The organism is Nocardia sp. NPDC056100 (assembly GCF_042266325.1).
In the GTDB taxonomy this organism is placed as follows: Bacteria; Actinomycetota; Actinomycetes; order Mycobacteriales; family Mycobacteriaceae; genus Nocardia.
This window is the reverse complement of record NZ_JBHJVY010000001.1, coordinates 55,497-75,108: the sequence shown is the minus strand read 5'-3', so window position 1 is coordinate 75,108 and position 19,612 is coordinate 55,497. Positions and strand designations below refer to the sequence as shown.

The window sequence follows — 19,612 nt, the reverse complement described above, 5'->3', positions numbered from 1 at the left end:
GCTCCGCGCGGGGCCGCGGGCGCGGTCCGGCCCCCCGGGGCGGCCGCGGCGCCCCGGGAAGCGCGGCCGCCCCGGGGGGGGGGGGGGGCCCCCGCCGCCGCCACCGCCCTCGCCGCGGCCCGGTGAACCAGCAGGCGTCGAATCATGCTTCGTTGCACTGGATTCGATGCTCCCCGCCGTGCTGTCGGGTTCGACCGGGCCGATCTCGGCGCGGGTATCGATGACGAACACGAGTCACCGATGGTTCGGGGTCAGGACGGCCAGGCGGGCCAGCTCCGCCGCCTCGTCGCGGTCGTAGAGCTGGGTGGCGGGCGTGACCTCCACCGCCGTGGCCACGAAGGCGTCTCCGATGATGTCGATCCGGGTGAAACCGAAACCGTCGGTGGCCTGCTGGCGTCCGGCGGCGGCCATGGCGTCGATGCGATAGGCCACCGCGGGTCCGATCCACACCGGAATGCCCGCGAGCGAACCCGCACTGGTCAGGTGATGGTGCCCGCTGATGATCATCCGCACATCGGTGCCCGCGACCACCTCGGCGAGGTCATCGGTGTTGTGCAGTTTCAGGATGCGCGCGGCCGCCAATGCCGAGCGCAGCGGCGGATGGTGCACGGCCAGCAGGGTCCCGCGCGGTGCGGGTGTCCTGAGTTCGTCTGCCAGCCACTGCAATTGGGACGGTTCCAGGCGGCCGTCGTGGCGGCCGGGAATGGTGCTGTCGAGGGCGATGATGCGCAGGCCCGCCACTTCGCGCACACAATCGTGCGGTCGGTCCGGGGAGAGCCCCAGGCCCAGCAGTTCGGTGCCGAACGCGCCGCGCTCATCGTGATTGCCCATGACATAGACGATCTGCGCGCCGAGTTCGGCCGCGGCGGGTTCGATCGCCTCGCGCAGGCGGCGGTAGGACGCCGCGTCCCCGCTATCGGTGAGATCGCCGGACAGTACGAGCGCGTCGATGCGCCCGCCCGCCGCGCGCAGCCGATCCAGTACCCGGGTGAGATTGGCGTAGCTGTCCACGCCGTTGGGAATCGGTTCGCCCGCCGGGCGAATATGGGTGTCGGAGAGCTGGATTACGGTGAGATCGCTCATGAGGCGGGCAGCAGTTTGGCGCCCTCGGTGCGGGCGGCGGTGAGCGTGGACTGCGGATCCTTGCCCTGGAAGACGATCGATTCGACGGCGTCCATCATGCCGTCGCGGATCTGCAGATAGTTATTGCCGGGCAGCGACACCCACGGCTCCATCGCCGCCAACTGCGCGACATTCGGGGCCAGCAGTGGATTCTTCTGCGACCAGTCGTACAGGGCATTGTTCTTGTCCAGCAGGCCGGTGCGCAGCGGCAGATAGCCGATGTTCTGCGAGATGGTGGTGTAGGCCGAGGCGCTGGTCAGGAATTTGATGAGTTCCCACGAGGCGCGCTGCTTGGCCGGGTCAGACGACAGAATGTGCAGTCCCGCACCGGAATTGGTGGGGACGACCGGCTTATCGCCGAAGCGCGGCATGGTGGCCGAGCGCAGATCCCACTTATCCTTCGCACCGGCGACGAAGGTGCCCTGAATGGCGCTGGTTTCGAGAATCATGCCGATCTCGCCGCGCGCGAACGCCTCGTAACCCTGCTTCTGATTCAGCTTCGGCATGGCTCCGGTGTTCACCAGATCCTGTGCCATCTTGGTGACCTGGACCGCGGCGTCATCGGCGAAACCCAGCGTGCGCCGATCCTCGGAGACCACGCGACCGCCGTTGGAGCGCACCATGGATTGGAAGCACCAGTCCTTGGCGCTCTTGGTCAGGCAGTCGATGTACGCACCGCCCTGACCGGTGCGGGTCGCGATGGCGCGGGCCGCGTCACCAACCTCGGCCCAGGTGGCAGGGGGTTTGCTCGCATCGAGTCCGGCCTGGGCGAACAGGTTCGCGTTGTAGTACAGCACCGGGGTGGAGAACACGAACGGGACGCCGTAGGTGTGCCCGTCCCAATCGTCGAGGGTGCGGGCGCGCGGAGCGAACGGCAGCGTGCCCTCGAAATTGTTCTTCACCTCATCCTTGCCGACCAGCACGTCCAGAGGCTTGGCCTGCAACTGATGAACGGTGAAATCCAGGTCGCTGAAACCCAATTGGGCCACATCCGGCGGTGAACCCGCCACCAGCTGATTCTGAATGCTGGAGATGGTGTCGCTGGCCGGGTTGGGGCTATTGCCCTGCGGCTTCTGCGCGGTCACCTTGATATTCGGGAATTTGCGGCCGAAATCGGTGATGAGGGTGTTGAAGGTATCGGTCCACGACCCGGCGAGACCGTAGTTGTAGGACTCGAAGACGATCGAAACCTGTTGATCGGAGCGCAATTCCGGGATTTGCGCGGCGGTAGAGTCGCCGGAGGTGCTGCCGCCCAGTCCGCACGCGCTGAGCGTGACGGCGGCGGCGCACATCAGGCCCAGCCGGGGCAGAGTGCGTTTCACGATGATTCTCCTGGGTTCGATGAGAGGTGTCAGGACACCGGCACGGCGGCCGGTGACGAGAGGGCGTCGGACTGCCAGCGCAGGCGCAGACCGGAATCGGGGTGGAAGAGATGGATATCGGCCGGATCGGCGCGCAGGGTGAGCTGATCGCCGCGGCGCACGCCGGCGGGGCGGGGGAGGCGGGCGCACAGGCTGTGCGCGCCGACGTCGATGTGCACGAGTTCCTCGCTGCCGAGGTTCTCGACCATGCGGACCCGGCCGTGGATACGGCCGGTGGGGTCGATGCGCAGGCGTTCGGGGCGGATGCCCGCGGTGACGGCGGTGACGCCCGCGTGGGTGTCGGCCTCGAGACCCAGCGGTGCGGTAATGCCGTCGGCCTGCACGTGCAGTTCACCGTCGCGCGAGATCGCTTCGGCGGGAAACAGATTCATCGGAGGTGAGCCGAGGAACCCGGCGACGAAAGTGGACCGCGGGCGATCGTAGAGCTCCTCGGGCGTGCCGACCTGTTCGATGCGACCGGCGTTCATCAGCGCGATCCGGGAGGCCATGGTCATGGCCTCGACCTGATCGTGGGTGACGTAGACGAAGGTCGCGCCCAGGCGCTGATGCAGTGCGATCAATTCCGCGCGGGTGGCGCTGCGCAGTGCGGCGTCCAAATTCGAGAGCGGCTCATCCATCAGGAACGCCCCGGGATCGCGAACCATGGCGCGCGCCAGAGCTACTCGCTGGCGTTGCCCGCCCGAGAGTGCTGCCGGGCGGCGATCGAGCAGTGCGCCGAGTTCGAGCACCGCCGCCACCTCCTCGACGCGCTGGGTGATGCGCGCCTTGGACTCGCGCCGCGACTTGAGCGGAAACCCGATATTCCCGGCCGCCGTCAAATGCGGGTAGAGCGCATAGCTCTGGAACACCATGGCCAGATCCCGGCGCTGCGGGGACATCTCGGTGATATCCCGTTCGTCGAGCAGAATCCTTCCGGCGGTCGGGGATTCGAGTCCGGCGAGCAGGCGCAGCAGGGTGGATTTACCGCACCCGCTGGGTCCGAGCAGCACCAGGAATTCGCCATCGGCGATATCGAGGGTCACCTCCCGCACCGCCTGGTGCGCACCGAATTCTTTCGATACCGCGTCGATCTGTACTCGAGCCATGCGCTCAGTCTCGATGCGCCGCGCCACCGCCGACCCGGGCGATAGAAAACGACGATCGCCCGAAAGCAGTTGCTACCTCACCGCCTGCCGCCCTCGCGTCTCGGCCACGGTAATCCCGGCGCGAACCGACAGCGCCGCATCGGATCCCGCAGCAGAAAGCCACAGATGAGAACCCTCGCCGCCACCGTGACCGTACTGGCCACCACCCTGGCAGTCCTGGACGCGTCCGCGACCGCCCAGGCCGACCACGCCACCCCCGTCAACTTCACCGCCACCAATACCGAAACCGCCACCGTCATCCGCACCGACGCGGGCACCATGACCGCCGACAATGGCGTCTTCAAGATCAAGGCCACCGACGGCACCGTCCTCGGCGGCACCGAATTGTCCTTCCGCGTAGACGATTTCACCTTCCCCATCACCGCCGAAATCGCCGACCACCGCGCCACCCTCACCCCCCGCTTCGACCTCGACCACGCCACCTACCAGCCCGTGGCCCTCCCATACGAGAACCAGGCCCCCTGGAAGACCGAATACGACCGCGAACAGGCCGCCTGGAACCGCCTCGCCTCCACCATCAGCGCGGGCGCCACCATCGGCACCGCCGTAGGCGGCATCGCCGGCGCAGCCATCGGCTGCCTAATCGGCGGCGCCACCGGCGCAACCCTCACCGGCGCCCTCTCCGCCATGTTCGGCGCCCTCCCCGGCGCCATCGTCGGCTGCATAGCCGGCCTCTCGGTAATCGGCTTCCTCGGCACCCTCGTAGGCCAACTCTTCATCACCGCCCCGGTAGCCATCCTCGCCGCCGCCCAATACTTCACCACCATCAACACCCCCTTCACCCCCGCCAAATAGCCACGGCCCCAAACGAAAACGTATGAGTGGAGCCATGGGTAAGTCTCTGGGCATACGTCTCCCGCACGCGGGAGGATGAGTCCGCTGTCGGCAGCTGGCATGCCGGCAGCACCCGGGGAGGGTCGGCAGTCCTCGATGTAGCGCAACGTCGCGCGCGAGGACTGCTCACCCGAGCTCAATTCAGCGGGCGGCCGCCTCGCGGATTCGTTCGGTGAGGTGAAGGTGGTTCACCGGGGTTGTCGTGTCTACGAACACGGTTGGGGTGAGGCCCAAGGGGGTTGCCTGGGCGGCCCAGAGATCCCAGTCCTGGGCCAGGCGCTCGGCGTCTTGGTAGAAGGCTGGGCGGTGGCGGTTTTCGTAGCGTCGTTTGGCGAGGGCGGGTGGGATATCGCACCAGACTTCGATCGCGTGGGTTGCGCGGGAGTGCTCGATGCCTGCTTGGGCGAAGGCCAGGTCTCTGGGCTTGAACCACCAGGAGTCGATGACGACGGTGGTGGGGATTGCGCGGGCCAGGGCCCAGATCGCCGTCATGGCCGTGCTGCCCAGGGTCGAGTGGTCGGCCATGTGAGGTGAAAAGGCTTCTTTGGCGGCGTCTTTGGAGAGGAAGTGGGCGTTCAGGGCCTTCGCCAGGGGGCCGCCCAGGGTGGTTTTGCCGGAACCGGGCAGCCCGTTGATGAGTACCAGGAGTTCGGCCACTCAGTCATGGTGGCAGATCAGTTGGTGGCGGCGGGTTGGGCGCAGAAGTGGGTGCGGGCGGCGGAATTGGTGGCGTAGGGGGTGAGGGAGAGGGTGGTGGGGGTGGAGAGGATGCATTCCTTGGGGGTGGTGTGGACTTCTACGGTGGCGGCGGGGACGAGTTTGTCGGATTCGTAGGTCCAGAAGGTGTGGGTGCGGCCCTTGTTGGCGGGGAGGTCGGCCGAGGTCACGGTGAAGCCGTCGGGGGAGTAATCGATTGCGGTGCCGGTGAATTCGCCGCTGCGGGTGAATTCGGTGGCGGTGCCGGTGGCGTGGTAGACGGCGTAGCGGGTGCCGGACGGGGTCGTGGCGAGGGGGATGATGAGCTCTTCGCGACCGTCGGCATCGGTGTCGATCAGTTCGGGGCGGGAGTGGGCGGCATCCACACCCTTTTCGGTGATCGTCTGCGCGGCAACGCCATTGGGGGTAGTGATGGCCACGGTGAGGGTGCCGTTATCGCCCGCTCCGGTGCGCCGCACGGTGAAGGTGAGATCGGCGGAGTCGGACGATTGCAGTGTGCAGTCCGGCAGCGGCCTGCCCGAATCCTTATCGGGGCAGGGCAACAGCGCGGTGGCGGGGGTCACCGTGGTGGTGGGAGCAGCCGGGGGAGTCGTCGCCGGGGCCGCGGTGCTGGTCGTCGTCTTCGGAGCCGGTTTCGGCGGGTCGGTGTCGAGACCACTGACGTTGTCACAACCCGCGACGATCATGGTGGCGGCGAAAACAGTGCATATTGCGGAATTTCTCCCCATGGCGGAGAGCATAGCGGCGGGCGCGACGGCACCGGATGGCACGTCACGGTGAGTGGCATTGCGTCCGTGCGGGATTCAGGGCTAGCCTGAGATTTGTCCCAGACAGTGAGGGGTGGCTATGCCCGGCGAGACACGAGCAACGGTTCAGCGATTTCTGCGACCACCGGAAGGCGTGATCCGCACCCGCACCGATCACGGCATGACCGATGCGATGACGATCCGCATCGACGCACCGGCACAACAGCTTTGGGACCTGGTCACCGATATCACCAGCATGGGGCGGTGGAGCACGGAGAATCGGCGCGGCCGCTACATCCGCGATTCGGGACCGCGAGTAGGCGCGTGGTTCGTCGGCCTCAACCGCATCGGACCGGTGCTGTGGGCAACCCCGTGTGAGATCACGGTCGCCGAACCGCTCACACACTTCGAGTTCCAGGTGCACATCGTCGGCCCGCGCTGGGGCTACCGCCTCGCGCCGGTCCCCGAGGGCACACTCGTCACCGAATACCGCGATTGGTCCTACACGTCCGCATTCAACCGGCTATTGCGCTGGTCCGGACCTCTCGGTCAGACTCGGGACAATCACGCCCTGCACGGCATACCGGAGACGCTTCGAGCCCTCAAGGCACACGCCGAAGCGCAAGCCTGAGTCAGCGGGAAAACAAAAAAAGGAAGGAGAACAACTCCTTCCCACTCTCAACTTATATCGCACCCCGGGGCTTGCGGCAAGACCCCGGTGATGCCGCAGAATCGCTCATCGAAGTCAGAACCTGCGGATATGAGGAGTTGTGAATGGGTGCGACTGACGTGAATCCGCTGACCGTCGATGCGTTCAACCTGCCCGAGCGGCTGGCCGCCAAAGCCGACCCGGCCCTGATCGCCGAGGACCGGCGACACTTCGCCGCCATCGCCGACAGCCTCGAGCAATCGATCACGGACCTGACCAATCGTCTCGACACCATCCGCAAGGCCCCGGTCTCACTGGGCCAGGAGGCGGTCGAGCGCGATCAGGAGGTCCGCCAGCTCACCGGCCGCCTGCGCGGCCTGAGCCGCTTCGGCCTTGACCTGTGCCTCGGCCATTTCGTCCGCGAGGGCGATCCCGAACCCGTCTACGTGGGCCGCCTCGGCCTGACCGACAGCGCCGGTGAGCGCCTGCTGGTGGACTGGCGTTCCCCGGCGGCCGAACCGTTCTTCGCCGCGACCCACGGCCGCCCGATGGGCCTGACCCGCCGACGCCGCTACCGCTGGACCCTGGGCCGCATCAGCGACTACTGGGATGAGGTCTTCACCGCCGACGGCCTGGAGAGCAACGCCACCCTCGATGACCAGTCCGCGTTCATCGCCAGCCTGGGCAGCAACCGTTCGGCGCGCATGCGCGATGTGCTCGGCACCATCCAGGCCGATCAGGACGCTATCATCCGTGCGGGATCACGTGGCTCGCTGGTGGTCGACGGCGGTCCCGGTACCGGTAAAACCGTTGTGGCCCTGCACCGTTCGGCGTATCTGCTGTATGCCGATCCGCGTCTGCAGCATCGCCGGGGTGGCGTGCTGTTCGTCGGCCCGTCCCGTCCCTACCTGTCCTATGTCGCCGACATCCTGCCCAATCTCGGTGAGGAAGGCGTGCAATCCTGCACGCTGCGCGACCTGGTCACCGAGGGCGCGACCGCGGCCGTGGAATCGAATCCCGAGGTCGCCCGCCTGAAATCCTCGGCGAACCTGGTGCGCGCCATCGAGACCGCCGTCGAGTTCTACGAACAACCGCCGAAGAAGGGTATGACGGTCTCGACCGACTGGGCCGATGTCTGGCTCAGCACCGACGATTGGGCTGAAGCGTTCGAGGCCCCAGAACCCGGCACCCCGCACAATGAAGCGCACGAGCAGATCTGGGATGTGCTGTGCGCGATCCTGAAAGATAAACACGACGACGACATTCCGGCGGGCGCGCTGCGAGAGTCGTTGTGGCGCAACCGTGAATTGCGCACCGCCCTCAATAACTCGTGGACCATCATCGAAGCCGCCGATCTGGTCGGTGATCTCTGGTCCGTTCCCGCGTACCTGCGCAAATGCGCACCATGGCTGACCGCCGACGAGGTCCGCGTACTACAGCGCACGGACGCCAAGAACTGGACCGTCTCCGACCTGCCGCTGCTCGACGCCGCCCGCCGGCGGCTCGGCGATCCGGATGCGGCCCGCCGCAAACGCCAGTACGCGGCGACCGTCGCCGCGGAGCGGGCGCGCATGGACGATGTCATCGGCGACCTGATCGCCTCCGCCGTCCACGATGACGGCGAGGGCCTGATGACCATGCTGCGCCAGCAGGATCTCAAGGACAATCTGGTCGACGGCAGCGCCCTGCCCACCACCGATCCGGACGTGCTGGCGGGCCCGTTCGCCCACGTCGTGGTGGACGAGGCGCAGGAGTTGACCGATGCCGAATGGCAGATGCTGTTGCAGCGCTGCCCTTCTCGCAGTTTCACCATCGTCGGCGACCGCGCTCAGGCCAGGCACGGGTTCACCGAAACCTGGCAGGAACGTCTGGAACGCGTCGGCCTCGACCGAATCACCGTCTCGCCCTTGAGCATCAACTACCGAACCCCCGAGGAGGTCATGGCCGAGGCCGCCCCGGTCATTCGCGCCGCGCTGCCTGATGCGAACGTCCCCACCTCGATTCGCAGCAGCGGTCTGCCGGTAGTGCACGGCTCCACCGCGGATCTGGACACGATCCTGTCCGACTGGCTCGCCGAACACGATGAGGGAATCGCCTGTGTCATAGGCGATCCGGCGTTCGAGGGCACCGCCCGGGTCCGTTCGCTGACCCCAGAGCTGGCCAAGGGCCTGGAGTTCGATCTGGTCGTGCTCATCGATCCGGAGCGCTTCGGCCAGGGCATCGAAGGAGCGGTCGACCGCTATGTCGCGATGACCAGGGCCACCCGTCAGTTGGTGATCCTCACCAGTTGACCGGTGCCCCCATGGGCGGGACTGACATGGCGGGACTGCTGAACCGGACGGTCGGCTAGTCTCGGGCGGATGAGCACAGTCCCGCCCCGGTCTCTCGCCGAGCGGCGTGGCGCGCGCACCGGGCCATCGGTTGTGAAGCAGGCGATCTTCATGGCCGCCGGCATGCTCTCCGGTGGCCTGCTGGCCTATTCGGCCCCGCGCATCGGGCCGGAACCGGTGTGGCTGGCCGCGCTGATCCCGTCGCTGTGGGTGCTGATGATCGGCCTGATCGTCGTGAGCGCGTGGCGAACGCGCACGGCGGTAGCGGGATTCGCGCGCACCGTCGGTCCGGTGGAATACCTGTTCGCGGTGTCGGCGGTGTCCGGCCTCGTACTGTCCGATCCGGGCGGTACGCGCCTATCCCATCGGTTGGGTACGGGATTGCTGGCCTTCGCCGTATTGCTGTTGACCGTGGCGGTATTCGCCCAACTGCACCGGACGCACCGCCGCACCGTCGCGGCGGGGGTTCGGGAGCGCGGAACCCGCACCCGCGGCGTGGTGACTTCCACTGGGCTGGAAGACTTCCCGGCCACCCCCAACCCGAAGATCGCCACATTGACCGTCCGATTCATCGATGACAACGGCACCGAGCGATGGCTGACCCCGACCGCCTACCAGGTTCCGGCCAAACCGATCGCGATCGATACCGAAGTCGTGGTGTGGTTCGATCCGGAACGCCCCGGCGATATCTCGCGGATAGTCGCCGAATTCGACAATGGCGTCAGCCGAATTGTGCGCACGAAATAGCGCCGCGCACCCGATTCAGAGACCGAGTTTGGTTACGGCGTTGTCTTCCAACGGGTTCGCGGTGCGGATGTAGCCGTGCACGGTGCGCGGGTTGGACCAGCGGCCCTGCCGCATGATTTCGCGATCGCTCGCCCCGCCCAGCGCGGCCTGGGTCGCGAAACCGGCGCGCAAGGAGTGTCCGGAGAACAGATCCGGGTCCAATCCCGCGCGGGCGGCATAACGCTTGACGAGTTCGGCCACCGCACGCCCGGACATGGGGGAGTCGGAGATGCCGCCGTGCCGCGAGATGGACGGGAAGAGCGGCACATTCGGTTCGACGAGGGTGGTCCCGGTGAACCCGTGACAGCGATGGATACGCGAGTCCGCGGGATGCTCGGCAAGCCATGCGGGCAGCGCGGCCGGATCGGCGAGGTGTATCTCGCGGAGTCGAATCCAATCGGCGAACGCGCAGACCGGGCAGGTGTGCGGCCGCTGCCCTCGCGGCAGCACCACCCGCTGTCCGGCGATACCGGTGGGGTCGGTCTTGGTGGTGGGCAGATGAATCAGCAGCAGAGGTTCACCGCTGGCGTGATCGGTGTCGACCCGCACATCGGTGATCGCCATGCCCGCGATCTCGCTGCGGCGCAGTGCCCCCGCGAATCCGACGAGCAGGAGCAGGGTGTCGCGACGACGCGCGGGTTCGGTAGGCCAGCCGGGTTCGGGAAGTTCGGCCAGCAGCTGATCGAGGGTGTGCAGCAGTACCGGCCGTTTGCGTTTGGGCTGCGTGCGCCGAGTACGGCGGATACCGCGCAGGGTCAGGCGCACGACATCGGCGCGCGTGGGGGAGGGCAGGCCATTGGCGGCATGCACCGCCGCCAGCGCCGCCGACTTGCGTTCGAGAGTCGCTGCGCTGAAAGCCCATTCACCATTCGGACGGCGTGCGTCGGCGGCGGCAGCGAGATACACCGCCACATCCAGCGCATCGGCGGGTAGCGCCTGCCGCGATTCGGCCACACACCAGGCCGCCCACGCGATCCAGTCGGTGCGATACGCCCGCAGCGTATTCGCGGACTGTGACGCCTCGAGATACCGCCGCAGCGATCCGGCCTGCTCATCGTCGAAGCGTTCCCGAACCAGGTGCAGCGCAGCGGTATCCACCAGCACGCTGCGCACTCCGCGCCGCAGTTCGGTGCGCACCGCATCGGGTACGGCGATCACCCCACCGTGCTGTTCGGTCTGCGCTTCCCGCCCTTCGGCCATGAATCGACCCTACGGCACCGGTCCGTGTCCGCCCCGGAACGCACGACAGTAAGGTCGGGCGCGCGTATTCGTGCCGATGCAGGAGGCCAGTGTGAGTATCGAAACCACCCGCCCGGATCGTTCATTTCCGTTGCGGCAGCCACCGATTCACGTCCCGGATGACACCCTCGACGATCTGCGGCAGCGACTGGCGCTGACCCGCTGGTCCGATGACGCGGGCAACGCCGACGGCTCGTACGGCGTCCCGCGCGCCTATCTGCAGGAACTTGTCGAGTACTGGCAGACCGGTTTCGATTGGCGCGCCGCCGAAGCCGAGATCAACGCCTACGAACACTATCGAGTCGAAATCGACGGTGTGCCGGTGCATTTCATGCGCAAACCCGGCGTGGGCCCGAATCCGAAGCCGCTGATCCTCACACACGGCTGGCCCTGGACCTTCTGGCACTGGTCCAAGGTCATCGATCCGCTCGCCGATCCGGGCGCGCACGGCGGCGATCCGGCCGAGGCGTTCGATGTAATCGTGCCGTCCTTCCCCGGTTTCGGCTTCTCCACGCCCGTCCTGGATCGCCCCGACCTCAATTTCTGGAAGGTCGCCGATATCTGGCACACCCTCATGACCGAGGTGCTCGGCCACGAGAAGTACGCGGCCGCCGGATGCGATGTCGGCGCGCTGGTCACCGGCCAACTCGGCCACAAATACGCCGATGAGCTGTACGGCATCCACATCGGCTCGGGCCAGAAACTCGATATGTTCACCGGCGATCGCGCCTGGGACCTCAGCGGCGGCCGCCCGATCCCCGAGGGCCTCCCGGCCGACGTGCACGCGCGAATCGTGGAGCTGGACCACCGTTTCGCCGTCCACCTCGCCGCCCATATGCTCGCCCCGAGCACCCTGGCCCACGCCCTGTCCGACTCACCCGCGGGCATGTTGTCCTGGATTCTGGAGCGCTGGACCTCCTGGAGCGATAACCATGGCGATATCGAAACCGTCTTCACCAAGGACGAATTGCTCACCCACGCCACCATCTACTGGGTCACCAACTCCATAGGTTCCTCGATGCGCATCTACGCCAACCACAACCGCTACCCATGGACCCCCTCCCACAACCGCGAACCGGCGATCGAAGCCCCCACCGGAATCACCTTCGTAGCCCACGAAAACCCACCCGGCGTCACCACCGACAACCGCGTCGCCCACTTCCTCACCACCGACCGCGCCCCCTGGTACAACCACGTCAACCTCACCGCCCACGACTACGGCGGCCACTTCATCCCCTGGGAAATCCCCGACGAATGGGTAGCTGACCTGCGCCGCACCTTCCGTGATCGGTGATTGGAGTCGTCGAACTATTGTGTGGGACCGAGAGTCCCATATATCCTCGAAAGAGTGCGGGCGGTCACACGCCGCCCGCCTGCACGAGGAGACATCGATGACGCTGTCAGATTCGGTTCGCACCGACTTCTTCGACGCCGACTACCGCGCGGCGCTGGCCACCCTGTCCGAGGGCTCGGTGCACCGCAAGTTCGACCCCTATCTCGATATCGATTGGGACGCACCGGATTTCCAGTTGGATCCGAATGATCCGCGCTGGGTGCTGGCCCCGGAATACGATCCGCTGGGCGCCACGCAGTGGTACCGCGACCTGCCGCTGGAACGGCAGATCGAGATCGGGCGCTGGCGGATCGCGAACGTCATCAAGGTCGGCGCGGCCTTCGAGAGCGTGCTGATCCGCGGGATGATGCAGTACATCATGAAGCTGCCCAATGGGTCGCCGGAGTTCCGCTACTGCCTCCACGAAATGACCGAGGAGTGCAACCACATTCAGATGTTCCAGGAACTGGTGAACCGCATCGGGGTGGATGTGCCCGGGATGCGGCCGCTGTTCCGGATGCTGTCCCCGTTCATCGGGGTGGCGGGCGGCTACGCGCATGTGATTCTGCTGATCGGGGTGCTCGGCGGCGAGGAGCCGATCGACCACTATCAGAAGGCGCTCATCCGGCACGGCGGCAATGTGCCCCCGGCGGTCCTGCGCACCATGGAGATTCACATCGCCGAGGAAGCCCGGCACATCTCCTTCGCGGGTGAATTCCTGGCCGCGCACCTGTCCCGGATGAGCACCGCGGGGCGTGCGGTGTGTTCGGTGGCGTTCCCGCTGGCGATGCGCTGGCTCGCGGGCGAGATCATGGCACCGTCGAAGTCGTTCGCGCGCCGGTTCGATATTCCGGACGAGGTCATGCGCGAGGCGTTCTGGCAGGGTCCGCATTCGCGGCAGATCCTGTCCGGGTATTTCGGCGATATGCGTTCACTCGCACGCGATCTCGGGCTGATGAATCCGGTGGCGCGGCAGCTGTGGTCGCTGATGAAGATCGACGGCCCGGCCTCGCGCTACCGCAGCGAACCCGAACGCCGGGTCGCCTGACTCATTCCGGGGTGTTCGCCGCCAGCTCGTTCAGGACGGTCAGCAGCGGGCGCTCCGGATCGAGGGTGAGTCCGTGTTCGCGGGCCACCCCGTCGAGCACGCTCCAGGCGTAACCGGCAACGGCCGCAACGAGTTTCGCGCGGGTCAGCGTGGGTTCAGGATCGCGCGTCCAGCGGCTCACCGTCGATTCGGTCATGGTGACGATGGCGAAGGTCATGGTGTCGATCGCCGGTTCGTCGGCGACTCCGATCACCCCGGCCAGACCGGACACCAATCGCCGTGCGCGGCTGGCGATCTCGGCCTGCAGCCCCACCATGGCGGAAATATTGTCGGGATCCCCGACCCCCGGTCCGCGGCGCACGAATTCATCGCGGCGCGGATGTTCGGCGATCCAGTCGACAACCGCTCCGACCGCGCGCGCGAGGATCTCGCGAATCGATCCGGCCCCGATATCGAGCGCCGTGTCCACGGTGGCGGCGAACTCGACGCAGATGGCGGTGCGCACCTGCCGATCCAATTCGTCCCGCCCGGAGAACTGGCGATACACCACCGATTTGGCGAGCCCGGCCCGTTCGGCGATCTGCTGCATCGGCGCTTCGACCCCGGGCGCGTTCTCATCGAGCAACTCGATGGCGGCGGTGATAATCCGCTCACGCCGCTCATCATTGTGCGGTTGCCAGCGCGCCTGCCGTCCACCGATGGCGGCGGCGGGTTCGGCACTGGTCACGCCGCCGAGTCTAGGGCACCGGATGCGCGCCGACAGGGAACACCCGGGCCGCCATTCCGCCCACCGAAATCGGGACGAACCACCGAATCACTTCCGGAGCACGGCACTTCGGGGAAAGATCGCGGGCATGACCGAGCCGCGTCCAAGACCGAATGTCCTCCTGATCACCCTGGCTGTCTGCGCGATAGCCGTGTCCGGTCTCATGCTGGTGGTGGTCGTGAGCACGATAGGCCCGAGCAAAGATGCCGCAGCGGCCACCAAGACCACGTCCAAGACCCCGACTCCGGCGGCCATCGCACCCGTAGTTCCCATAGTTCCCGTCGCGCCGCCCCCGCCAGTGACAGTGGTTCCGACGACCACCGCCTCGGCCAGCACGCTCGACCACACCGAAGTCGCCTCGGAGATCGTCTCCGTCCTGCAGAGCGACTACGGCATCGACGACATCACCACCGTCCGCTGTCCCAACTCCATGCCCGTGCGTCTCAATGCCGTCTACACCTGCACCCTCAAGGTGGGCGGCGAACCCAAACACGTCTCCGTCCAAATCACCGACCAGTCCGGCAATTACGACGTCAGCCGCCCGACCGGCTAGCGGTCAGTCCTCCACCTTGAGGGCCTGCCGGATGGTGAGGCGGCCCTGGGTTTGCATGAGCGAGCGTCGGTAGAGCTTCTCGGCCATGAGCACGATGGTGTAGGTGGCGACCGCGGTGATGGCCAGTGCGATGAACGGTTCCCACCAGGCGGCGGAGCCGTCGGCCAGGCGGCCGGGCATGGCCACGACGCTGACAATCGGGATGTACGAGGCGATGACGCGGCCGGTGCCGGTGAGGAAGATGCCCGCGAACAGCACCAGCATGATGCACATCGACAGCGGCGTCGAGGTGGATTGCAGGTCCTCGTTGCGCGTGGCGAGCGCGCCCGCGACCGCCCACAGGCTGGCCAGCGCCAGGAAGCTGACCACGAAGAAGATGATGAACCAGCCTGCGGCCCCGGCGATCTGGGTGACCTGATCGCCCTTGCCGATCGCGGCCAAGCCGATCAGCCCGGCCCCGCCGAACAGCACGAGTTGACCGAACGCCATCACGGTATTGCCCGCCACCTTGCCGATCAGCAACTGGCGCAGCGGAATCGCGCTGGCGAGGATTTCCACGATGCGGTTCTGCTTCTCCTCGACCACGCTTTGGGCGATGGCCATACCGAACAGGATGGACGAGAGGTAGAACAGGAACGCGAAGACAATGGTCACCACTTTGGCCAGTGCCGGATCGACCGCCGCCTTGTCGATGAGCTCGTAACCCACGGCGCTGCCCCGGGACAGTTGCTCGATGGATGTGCCCGCCGCGGCGGCATTGCGCTGCAACGTGATCTGCTGCACCGCCGCGGTCAGATAGGTGGAGGCGTCGTCGTTCTTGGCGGACTTTCCGATGAGTCGCCAGCCGTTCGCGTCCGGCAGCAGGCCGACGGTGACCTTCTCATCCTTCACCTGCTGATCGGCGGTCGCCGTATCGGCGACCTGGTGCGCGGTGAAGGTGACGTTCTTGTTCGCATTGTCCGCCAGCGCATTCGCGGCGGCGACGATCGGCGCGGCATCCGCGCTCACAATGGCCACGTCCACGGTGGTGGCGCGGCTGCCCACGAATGCGCTGATACCCAGTGACGCGACGATCACCAGCACGGTCAGAATCGTGGAGACCAGGAAGTTCCGGTCCCGCAGTTTCACCGCGATCTCCCGCGCGGCGACAATCCGCCACACCCCCGACGGCGCGGAATCGGCTGCGGTGTGGTCGGTTTCGGTGCTCATGCTGTCACCTCTCGATAGATCTCCGACACCGACGGTCGCACTTCGGCCAATTCCCGCACCGAACCGTGCGCCAGTGCGGCGGTGAGCAATTCATCGGTGGTCACACCGGTCAATTCCAGCAGCAGGCCCGCGCCATTGTTCTCCACGATCCGCACCCCGGACAGCGTGCCGAGCCAGTCGGTGTCACCGGTGAATCCGAGCCGATACCGCGCCGGACCCGAATTCCGTAATTCGGCGGCCGCGCCCTGCGCCACCACATGCCCCTTGGCGAGAATCACCAGGTGATCGCACAGCCGCTCCACCAGATCGAGCTGATGCGAGGAGAACAGCACCGGAACCCCCTGGGCCGCATACTCACCCAGCAATTCGGCCATCGAATCGATCGCGATCGGATCCAGCCCCGAGAACGGTTCATCGAGAATCAACGCCGTCGGATGGGTGATCACCGCCGCCGCGATCTGCACCCGCTGCTGATTACCCAGCGACAGCGATTCCAGTTTGTCCTTACCCCGATCGCCGAGCTGAAACCGTTCCAGCAATTCCTGCGCCTGCTTCTTCGCCGCGACCGCGGTCAACCCGCGCAACCGCGCCAAATACACCAGCTGATCCAACACCGGCTGTTTCGGATACAAGCCGCGTTCCTCGGGCATATATCCGAACGACCGCCGATCCGCAGCCGTCACCGCATGCCCCTGCCACCGCACCTCACCGCCGTGAGTGGCCAAGACACCCATGATCATTCGCATGGTGGTGGTCTTACCCGCGCCATTACCGCCGACGAATCCGGTCAGCGCGCCCGGCTGGACGGCGAACGACACATCATCCACGGCGATGTTCTCGCCGAATCGGCGCACCAGATGCGCGACTTCCAGCATGAAATCTCCCCTGCGTTTCCGGCCGGCCCGCTCGGCCTGCCATGCCTGCGGACCGGTACTACCTGCGTCTAGGTATGCCTTCGGCGAGACTAGCGGCGCGCACTCACCGGTTCGCCCTCGACGAGCCGGACGCGCCGAGCCAGATCGGACACGAACACCCGCTCCGGATCAGCCGCATCACGCACCCGCTGCCATTCCGCGAGCCGCGGATACATCGCGCGCACCATCTCCGGAGTGGTCCGCGAATCCTTCGCGAAGTACAGCCGCCCACCCGCGGCGAGCACCCGCTCATCCAATTCCGCGCACAATCGATCCAGTCCGGGCGCGATCGGAAAGTCCAGGCTCAACATGAAACCCGGATGCGGCCACGACAGCGGCGCACGATTACCCGGCCCCATCCGCTTGAACACATTCAGGAACGATGGATGCCCGGAGTGCGCGATCGCACGCACCGCATCGGCAAGCTGATCCTCCACCCCGAACGGCATGGACAGCTGATACTGCAGGAACCCGCGCCGCCCATAGGCCCGATTCCATTCCCCGAGCAGATCCAGCGGGTGATAGAACTGCGTCAAATTCTGAATCCGCCCACGCGCCCGCTTCGGGAACGCCCGATACGCCACCTCGGCCAGCATCCGCGCGGTCACCTTGTTGACCATCCCGTTCGGGAAGATATCCGGCACGGTGAACAGCTGCGGCGCATCGAATTTCAACGGATTCCCACGCAACTTCATCGGCAGCTCATCAAGTTTGGCCAGGGACCCGCGACTGAACGCGGCCCGCCCGAGTCTTGCACCGGTGCTGATGGTGTCCGGCACCGACATCGAATAGTCGTAGCCGTCATCGGATCCACCGGTCAGTAGTTCCATGGTCTCGGCGAGGGATGTGGTGCGGTCATTGTCGACAATGAAATACGCGGTTTCGGTGTGCTTGCAACGCACTCGCGCACGCACCACGATGCCGGTCAGGCCCATACCGCCGACGGTCGCCCAGAACAGTTCCGATTCGGGTCCTTCGGGTTCCAGTGTGCGCACCGATCCGTCGGCGGTCAGCAATTCGATCGAGAGCACGTGATTGCCGAAGCTGCCGTGCGAATGATGGTTCTTGCCATGGATATCGGAGGCGATGGCCCCGCCCACGGTCACCTGCCGCGTGCCCGGCAGCACCGGAACCCACAGTCCGTGCGGCAGCACCGTGCGCATGAGCGCGTCCAGGCTCACCCCGGCATCCACATCGACGACGCCGGACTCGGGGTCGACGCTGTGGATCCGGGCGAACGCCGTCATATCGACGACCAGGCCGCCGCCGTTCTGCGCCGGATCGCCGTAGCTGCGGCCCAGGCCCCGGGCGATCACGCCGCGCGGGCCCGCCTCCCGGACCGCGCGCGCCACCCGATCGATATCGTCGGTCGAAAGTACCTGTGCCACTGTGGAAGCCGTGCGGCTCCAGCCGGTGAGGGCGCGGCGATCGATCACACTTTCCCCTGCGGTGATAGTCACACCGCCACGGTAGCCGCGATCAGTTCTCGTTGCGGGACAGCATGATCACGGGGATTTCCCAGGAGACCTTGGCCTGGAAGTCGGCCAGGAAGGGGAAGGGGGTGAGCACGGTGTCCCAGAGGCGCTGGCGTTCGTCGCCACCGGCCACGGCAGCCCGGACGGGGAGGGTTTCCGCACCGACCTCGATGGTGGCGTCCGGGTGCGCCAGCAGGTTGTAGTACCAGCCCGGCCGATTGGGGCGACCGCCATTGGCCGCGAAGATGACGATGTCCTCGCCGTCGCGATGGAAACCGAGCGGCCAGGTGCGCGCTTCGCCGCTGTGCGCGCCTATCGTGGTCAGCAACAGCAGGTCCATTCCGGCGAACTGACCCCCGAGCTTCCCCGAATTCGCGCGGAATTCGTCGATGATCTTCTGGTTGAGCTGCTGACGTGCTTCATCGGCCATGCGTTCTACCAACTTGGCCGCGGTGCAGAATATTTCGGAGGGCCGTCGACTTTCGAGGAGGACGCCATGTGCAGGCTGTTCGGACTTTCGGCCGCACCGCAGCGGGTCAAAGCCACATTCTGGTTGGTGAACGCCCCGGACAGTCTGGAGCAGCAGAGCCATCGGGAACCGGACGGGGTCGGGCTGGGCACCTTCACCGCGGACGGCAAACCCCTGGTGGAGAAGCAGCCGATCGCGGCGTATCGGGACGCGGACTTCACCAGGGAAGCGCGGGAGCGGGAATCGGCCATATTCATCGCCCACGTCCGCTTCGCGTCCACCGGCGGTTTGCAACCGAACAATACGCATCCATTCGAACAGCACGATCGATTGTTCGCGCACAACGGTGTATTGCAGGGCCTGCCCGAATTGGAAGCGGAACTCGGTGACTACCGCGCTCTGGTGCGGGGCGATACCGATTCCGAACGGTTCTTCGCGCTCATCACCCAGCGCACGGATCGGCACGGGGGAGACGTGAGCGCGGGCATCGCCGACGCGGTGCGCTGGATCGCGGACAACCTGCCCGTCTACGCGCTCAATATAATCCTGACCACCGCCACCGACCTGTGGGCGCTGCGCTATCCCGACACCCACGATCTATTCGTACTGGAGCGAGATCCCGGCGGCCCGGACGGAACTCACCATCTCGAGCACGGTGGGCGCACCGGAATCCACGCGGCCAGTGCACAACTCACCGATTATCCGGCCGTGGTCATCGCGACCGAGCGCATGGATCCCGACCCGGGCTGGCGTGCGCTCGCGCCCGGGGAACTCCTGCACGTCGACGGTGCGCTGCGGGTGACGTCCCACATCATCATGAATTCCGCACCCCGCCACCCACTCTCACTGGCCGACCTCGACCCCACCGCCGCGGCCTCGCAGACCGGGCAGTAGG

General features: G+C 66.4%; 19 protein-coding genes. 8 read left to right on the top strand and 11 right to left on the bottom strand.

Translation table 11 applies throughout. From position 1 onward, the window contains the following. Window positions 1–234: 234 nt before the first annotated feature. The 3 genes from ACFC0O_RS00360 to ACFC0O_RS00350 are packed head-to-tail and all read right to left on the bottom strand — an operon-like array spanning window position 235 to window position 3,589. A complete protein-coding gene (locus ACFC0O_RS00360; RefSeq protein WP_375952248.1) occupies window positions 235–1,083 on the bottom strand; it encodes a metallophosphoesterase family protein in 849 nt (282 codons plus the stop codon). Beyond that, complete coding sequence (locus ACFC0O_RS00355; protein WP_375952246.1) at window positions 1,080–2,444, bottom strand: ABC transporter substrate-binding protein; 1,365 nt, start codon at window positions 2,442–2,444, stop codon at window positions 1,080–1,082. Before ACFC0O_RS00355 ends, ACFC0O_RS00360 begins: the two co-directional genes overlap by 4 nt. Window positions 2,445–2,473: 29 nt before the next feature. Beyond that, window positions 2,474–3,589, bottom strand: a complete 1,116-nt coding sequence (locus tag ACFC0O_RS00350) for an ABC transporter ATP-binding protein (RefSeq protein ID WP_375952243.1) — start codon at window positions 3,587–3,589, stop codon at window positions 2,474–2,476. 165 nt (window positions 3,590–3,754) lie between these two features. Here ACFC0O_RS00350 and ACFC0O_RS00345 point away from each other — a divergent pair, with 165 nt between their 5' ends. After that, the gene (locus ACFC0O_RS00345) at window positions 3,755–4,444 is read left to right on the top strand and encodes a hypothetical protein (protein ID WP_375952240.1); all 690 of its coding nucleotides are present in this window, start codon (window positions 3,755–3,757) and stop codon (window positions 4,442–4,444) included. 180 nt (window positions 4,445–4,624) lie between these two features. On the opposite strand, the gene ACFC0O_RS00340 is transcribed toward ACFC0O_RS00345, so the two are convergent. Then, window positions 4,625–5,140: an AAA family ATPase gene (locus ACFC0O_RS00340; RefSeq protein WP_375952237.1), complete on the bottom strand. Its 516-nt coding sequence runs from the start codon at window positions 5,138–5,140 to the stop codon at window positions 4,625–4,627. 17 nt (window positions 5,141–5,157) lie between these two features. Next, window positions 5,158–5,928, bottom strand: coding sequence for a hypothetical protein (locus ACFC0O_RS00335; RefSeq protein WP_375952235.1), 771 nt, complete (start codon window positions 5,926–5,928; stop codon window positions 5,158–5,160). Between the two features lie 118 nt (window positions 5,929–6,046). Between ACFC0O_RS00335 and ACFC0O_RS00330 the strand changes: the two genes are divergently transcribed. From ACFC0O_RS00330 to ACFC0O_RS00320, 3 genes are all read left to right on the top strand, one after another. Next, on the top strand, window positions 6,047–6,577 hold the full coding sequence (locus tag ACFC0O_RS00330; RefSeq protein ID WP_375952232.1) for an SRPBCC family protein: 531 nt from the start codon (window positions 6,047–6,049) through the stop codon (window positions 6,575–6,577). 143 nt (window positions 6,578–6,720) lie between these two features. Beyond that, the gene (helR, locus tag ACFC0O_RS00325; RefSeq protein ID WP_375952229.1) at window positions 6,721–8,886 is read left to right on the top strand and encodes an RNA polymerase recycling motor ATPase HelR; all 2,166 of its coding nucleotides are present in this window, start codon (window positions 6,721–6,723) and stop codon (window positions 8,884–8,886) included. A gap of 69 nt (window positions 8,887–8,955) precedes the next feature. Further along, on the top strand, window positions 8,956–9,672 hold the full coding sequence (locus ACFC0O_RS00320) for a hypothetical protein (protein WP_375952226.1): 717 nt from the start codon (window positions 8,956–8,958) through the stop codon (window positions 9,670–9,672). Between the two features lie 15 nt (window positions 9,673–9,687). Here the strand turns inward: ACFC0O_RS00320 and ACFC0O_RS00315 are convergent, their stop codons facing one another. Then, window positions 9,688–10,911, bottom strand: coding sequence for a site-specific integrase (locus ACFC0O_RS00315; protein ID WP_375952224.1), 1,224 nt, complete (start codon window positions 10,909–10,911; stop codon window positions 9,688–9,690). A 91-nt stretch (window positions 10,912–11,002) separates the two neighbouring features. On the opposite strand from ACFC0O_RS00315, the gene ACFC0O_RS00310 reads away from it, so the two are divergent. Together ACFC0O_RS00310 and ACFC0O_RS00305 are read left to right on the top strand one after the other, a co-directional pair. After that, window positions 11,003–12,244, top strand: a complete 1,242-nt coding sequence (locus ACFC0O_RS00310) for an epoxide hydrolase family protein (protein WP_375952221.1) — start codon at window positions 11,003–11,005, stop codon at window positions 12,242–12,244. Between the two features lie 97 nt (window positions 12,245–12,341). Further along, complete coding sequence (locus ACFC0O_RS00305) at window positions 12,342–13,331, top strand: diiron oxygenase (RefSeq protein ID WP_375952218.1); 990 nt, start codon at window positions 12,342–12,344, stop codon at window positions 13,329–13,331. 1 nt (window position 13,332) lies between these two features. On the opposite strand, the gene ACFC0O_RS00300 is transcribed toward ACFC0O_RS00305, so the two are convergent. Continuing rightward, the gene (locus tag ACFC0O_RS00300) at window positions 13,333–14,058 is read right to left on the bottom strand and encodes a TetR/AcrR family transcriptional regulator (protein ID WP_375952216.1); all 726 of its coding nucleotides are present in this window, start codon (window positions 14,056–14,058) and stop codon (window positions 13,333–13,335) included. Between the two features lie 127 nt (window positions 14,059–14,185). Between ACFC0O_RS00300 and ACFC0O_RS00295 the strand changes: the two genes are divergently transcribed. Further along, a complete protein-coding gene (locus ACFC0O_RS00295; protein ID WP_375952213.1) occupies window positions 14,186–14,650 on the top strand; it encodes a DUF4333 domain-containing protein in 465 nt (154 codons plus the stop codon). A gap of 3 nt (window positions 14,651–14,653) precedes the next feature. Here ACFC0O_RS00295 and ACFC0O_RS00290 read toward each other — a convergent pair whose 3' ends face one another. The 4 genes from ACFC0O_RS00290 to ACFC0O_RS00275 all read right to left on the bottom strand — a co-directional run bounded on the left by ACFC0O_RS00290 (window position 14,654) and on the right by ACFC0O_RS00275 (window position 18,678). Next, window positions 14,654–15,859 (bottom strand): ABC transporter permease, encoded by a 1,206-nt coding sequence (locus ACFC0O_RS00290; RefSeq protein ID WP_375952210.1) that lies wholly within the window; start codon window positions 15,857–15,859, stop codon window positions 14,654–14,656. Next, complete coding sequence (locus ACFC0O_RS00285) at window positions 15,856–16,734, bottom strand: ABC transporter ATP-binding protein (RefSeq protein WP_375952207.1); 879 nt, start codon at window positions 16,732–16,734, stop codon at window positions 15,856–15,858. The genes ACFC0O_RS00290 and ACFC0O_RS00285 overlap by 4 nt, the downstream gene beginning before the upstream one ends. Window positions 16,735–16,823: 89 nt before the next feature. After that, window positions 16,824–18,227, bottom strand: a complete 1,404-nt coding sequence (locus ACFC0O_RS00280) for an FAD-binding protein (protein ID WP_375955843.1) — start codon at window positions 18,225–18,227, stop codon at window positions 16,824–16,826. Between the two features lie 25 nt (window positions 18,228–18,252). Further along, window positions 18,253–18,678, bottom strand: coding sequence for a nitroreductase family deazaflavin-dependent oxidoreductase (locus ACFC0O_RS00275; RefSeq protein ID WP_375952204.1), 426 nt, complete (start codon window positions 18,676–18,678; stop codon window positions 18,253–18,255). 66 nt (window positions 18,679–18,744) lie between these two features. Between ACFC0O_RS00275 and ACFC0O_RS00270 the strand changes: the two genes are divergently transcribed. Then, window positions 18,745–19,611, top strand: coding sequence for a class II glutamine amidotransferase (locus ACFC0O_RS00270; protein WP_375952201.1), 867 nt, complete (start codon window positions 18,745–18,747; stop codon window positions 19,609–19,611). The last annotated feature ends 1 nt before the right edge of the window (window position 19,612 follow it).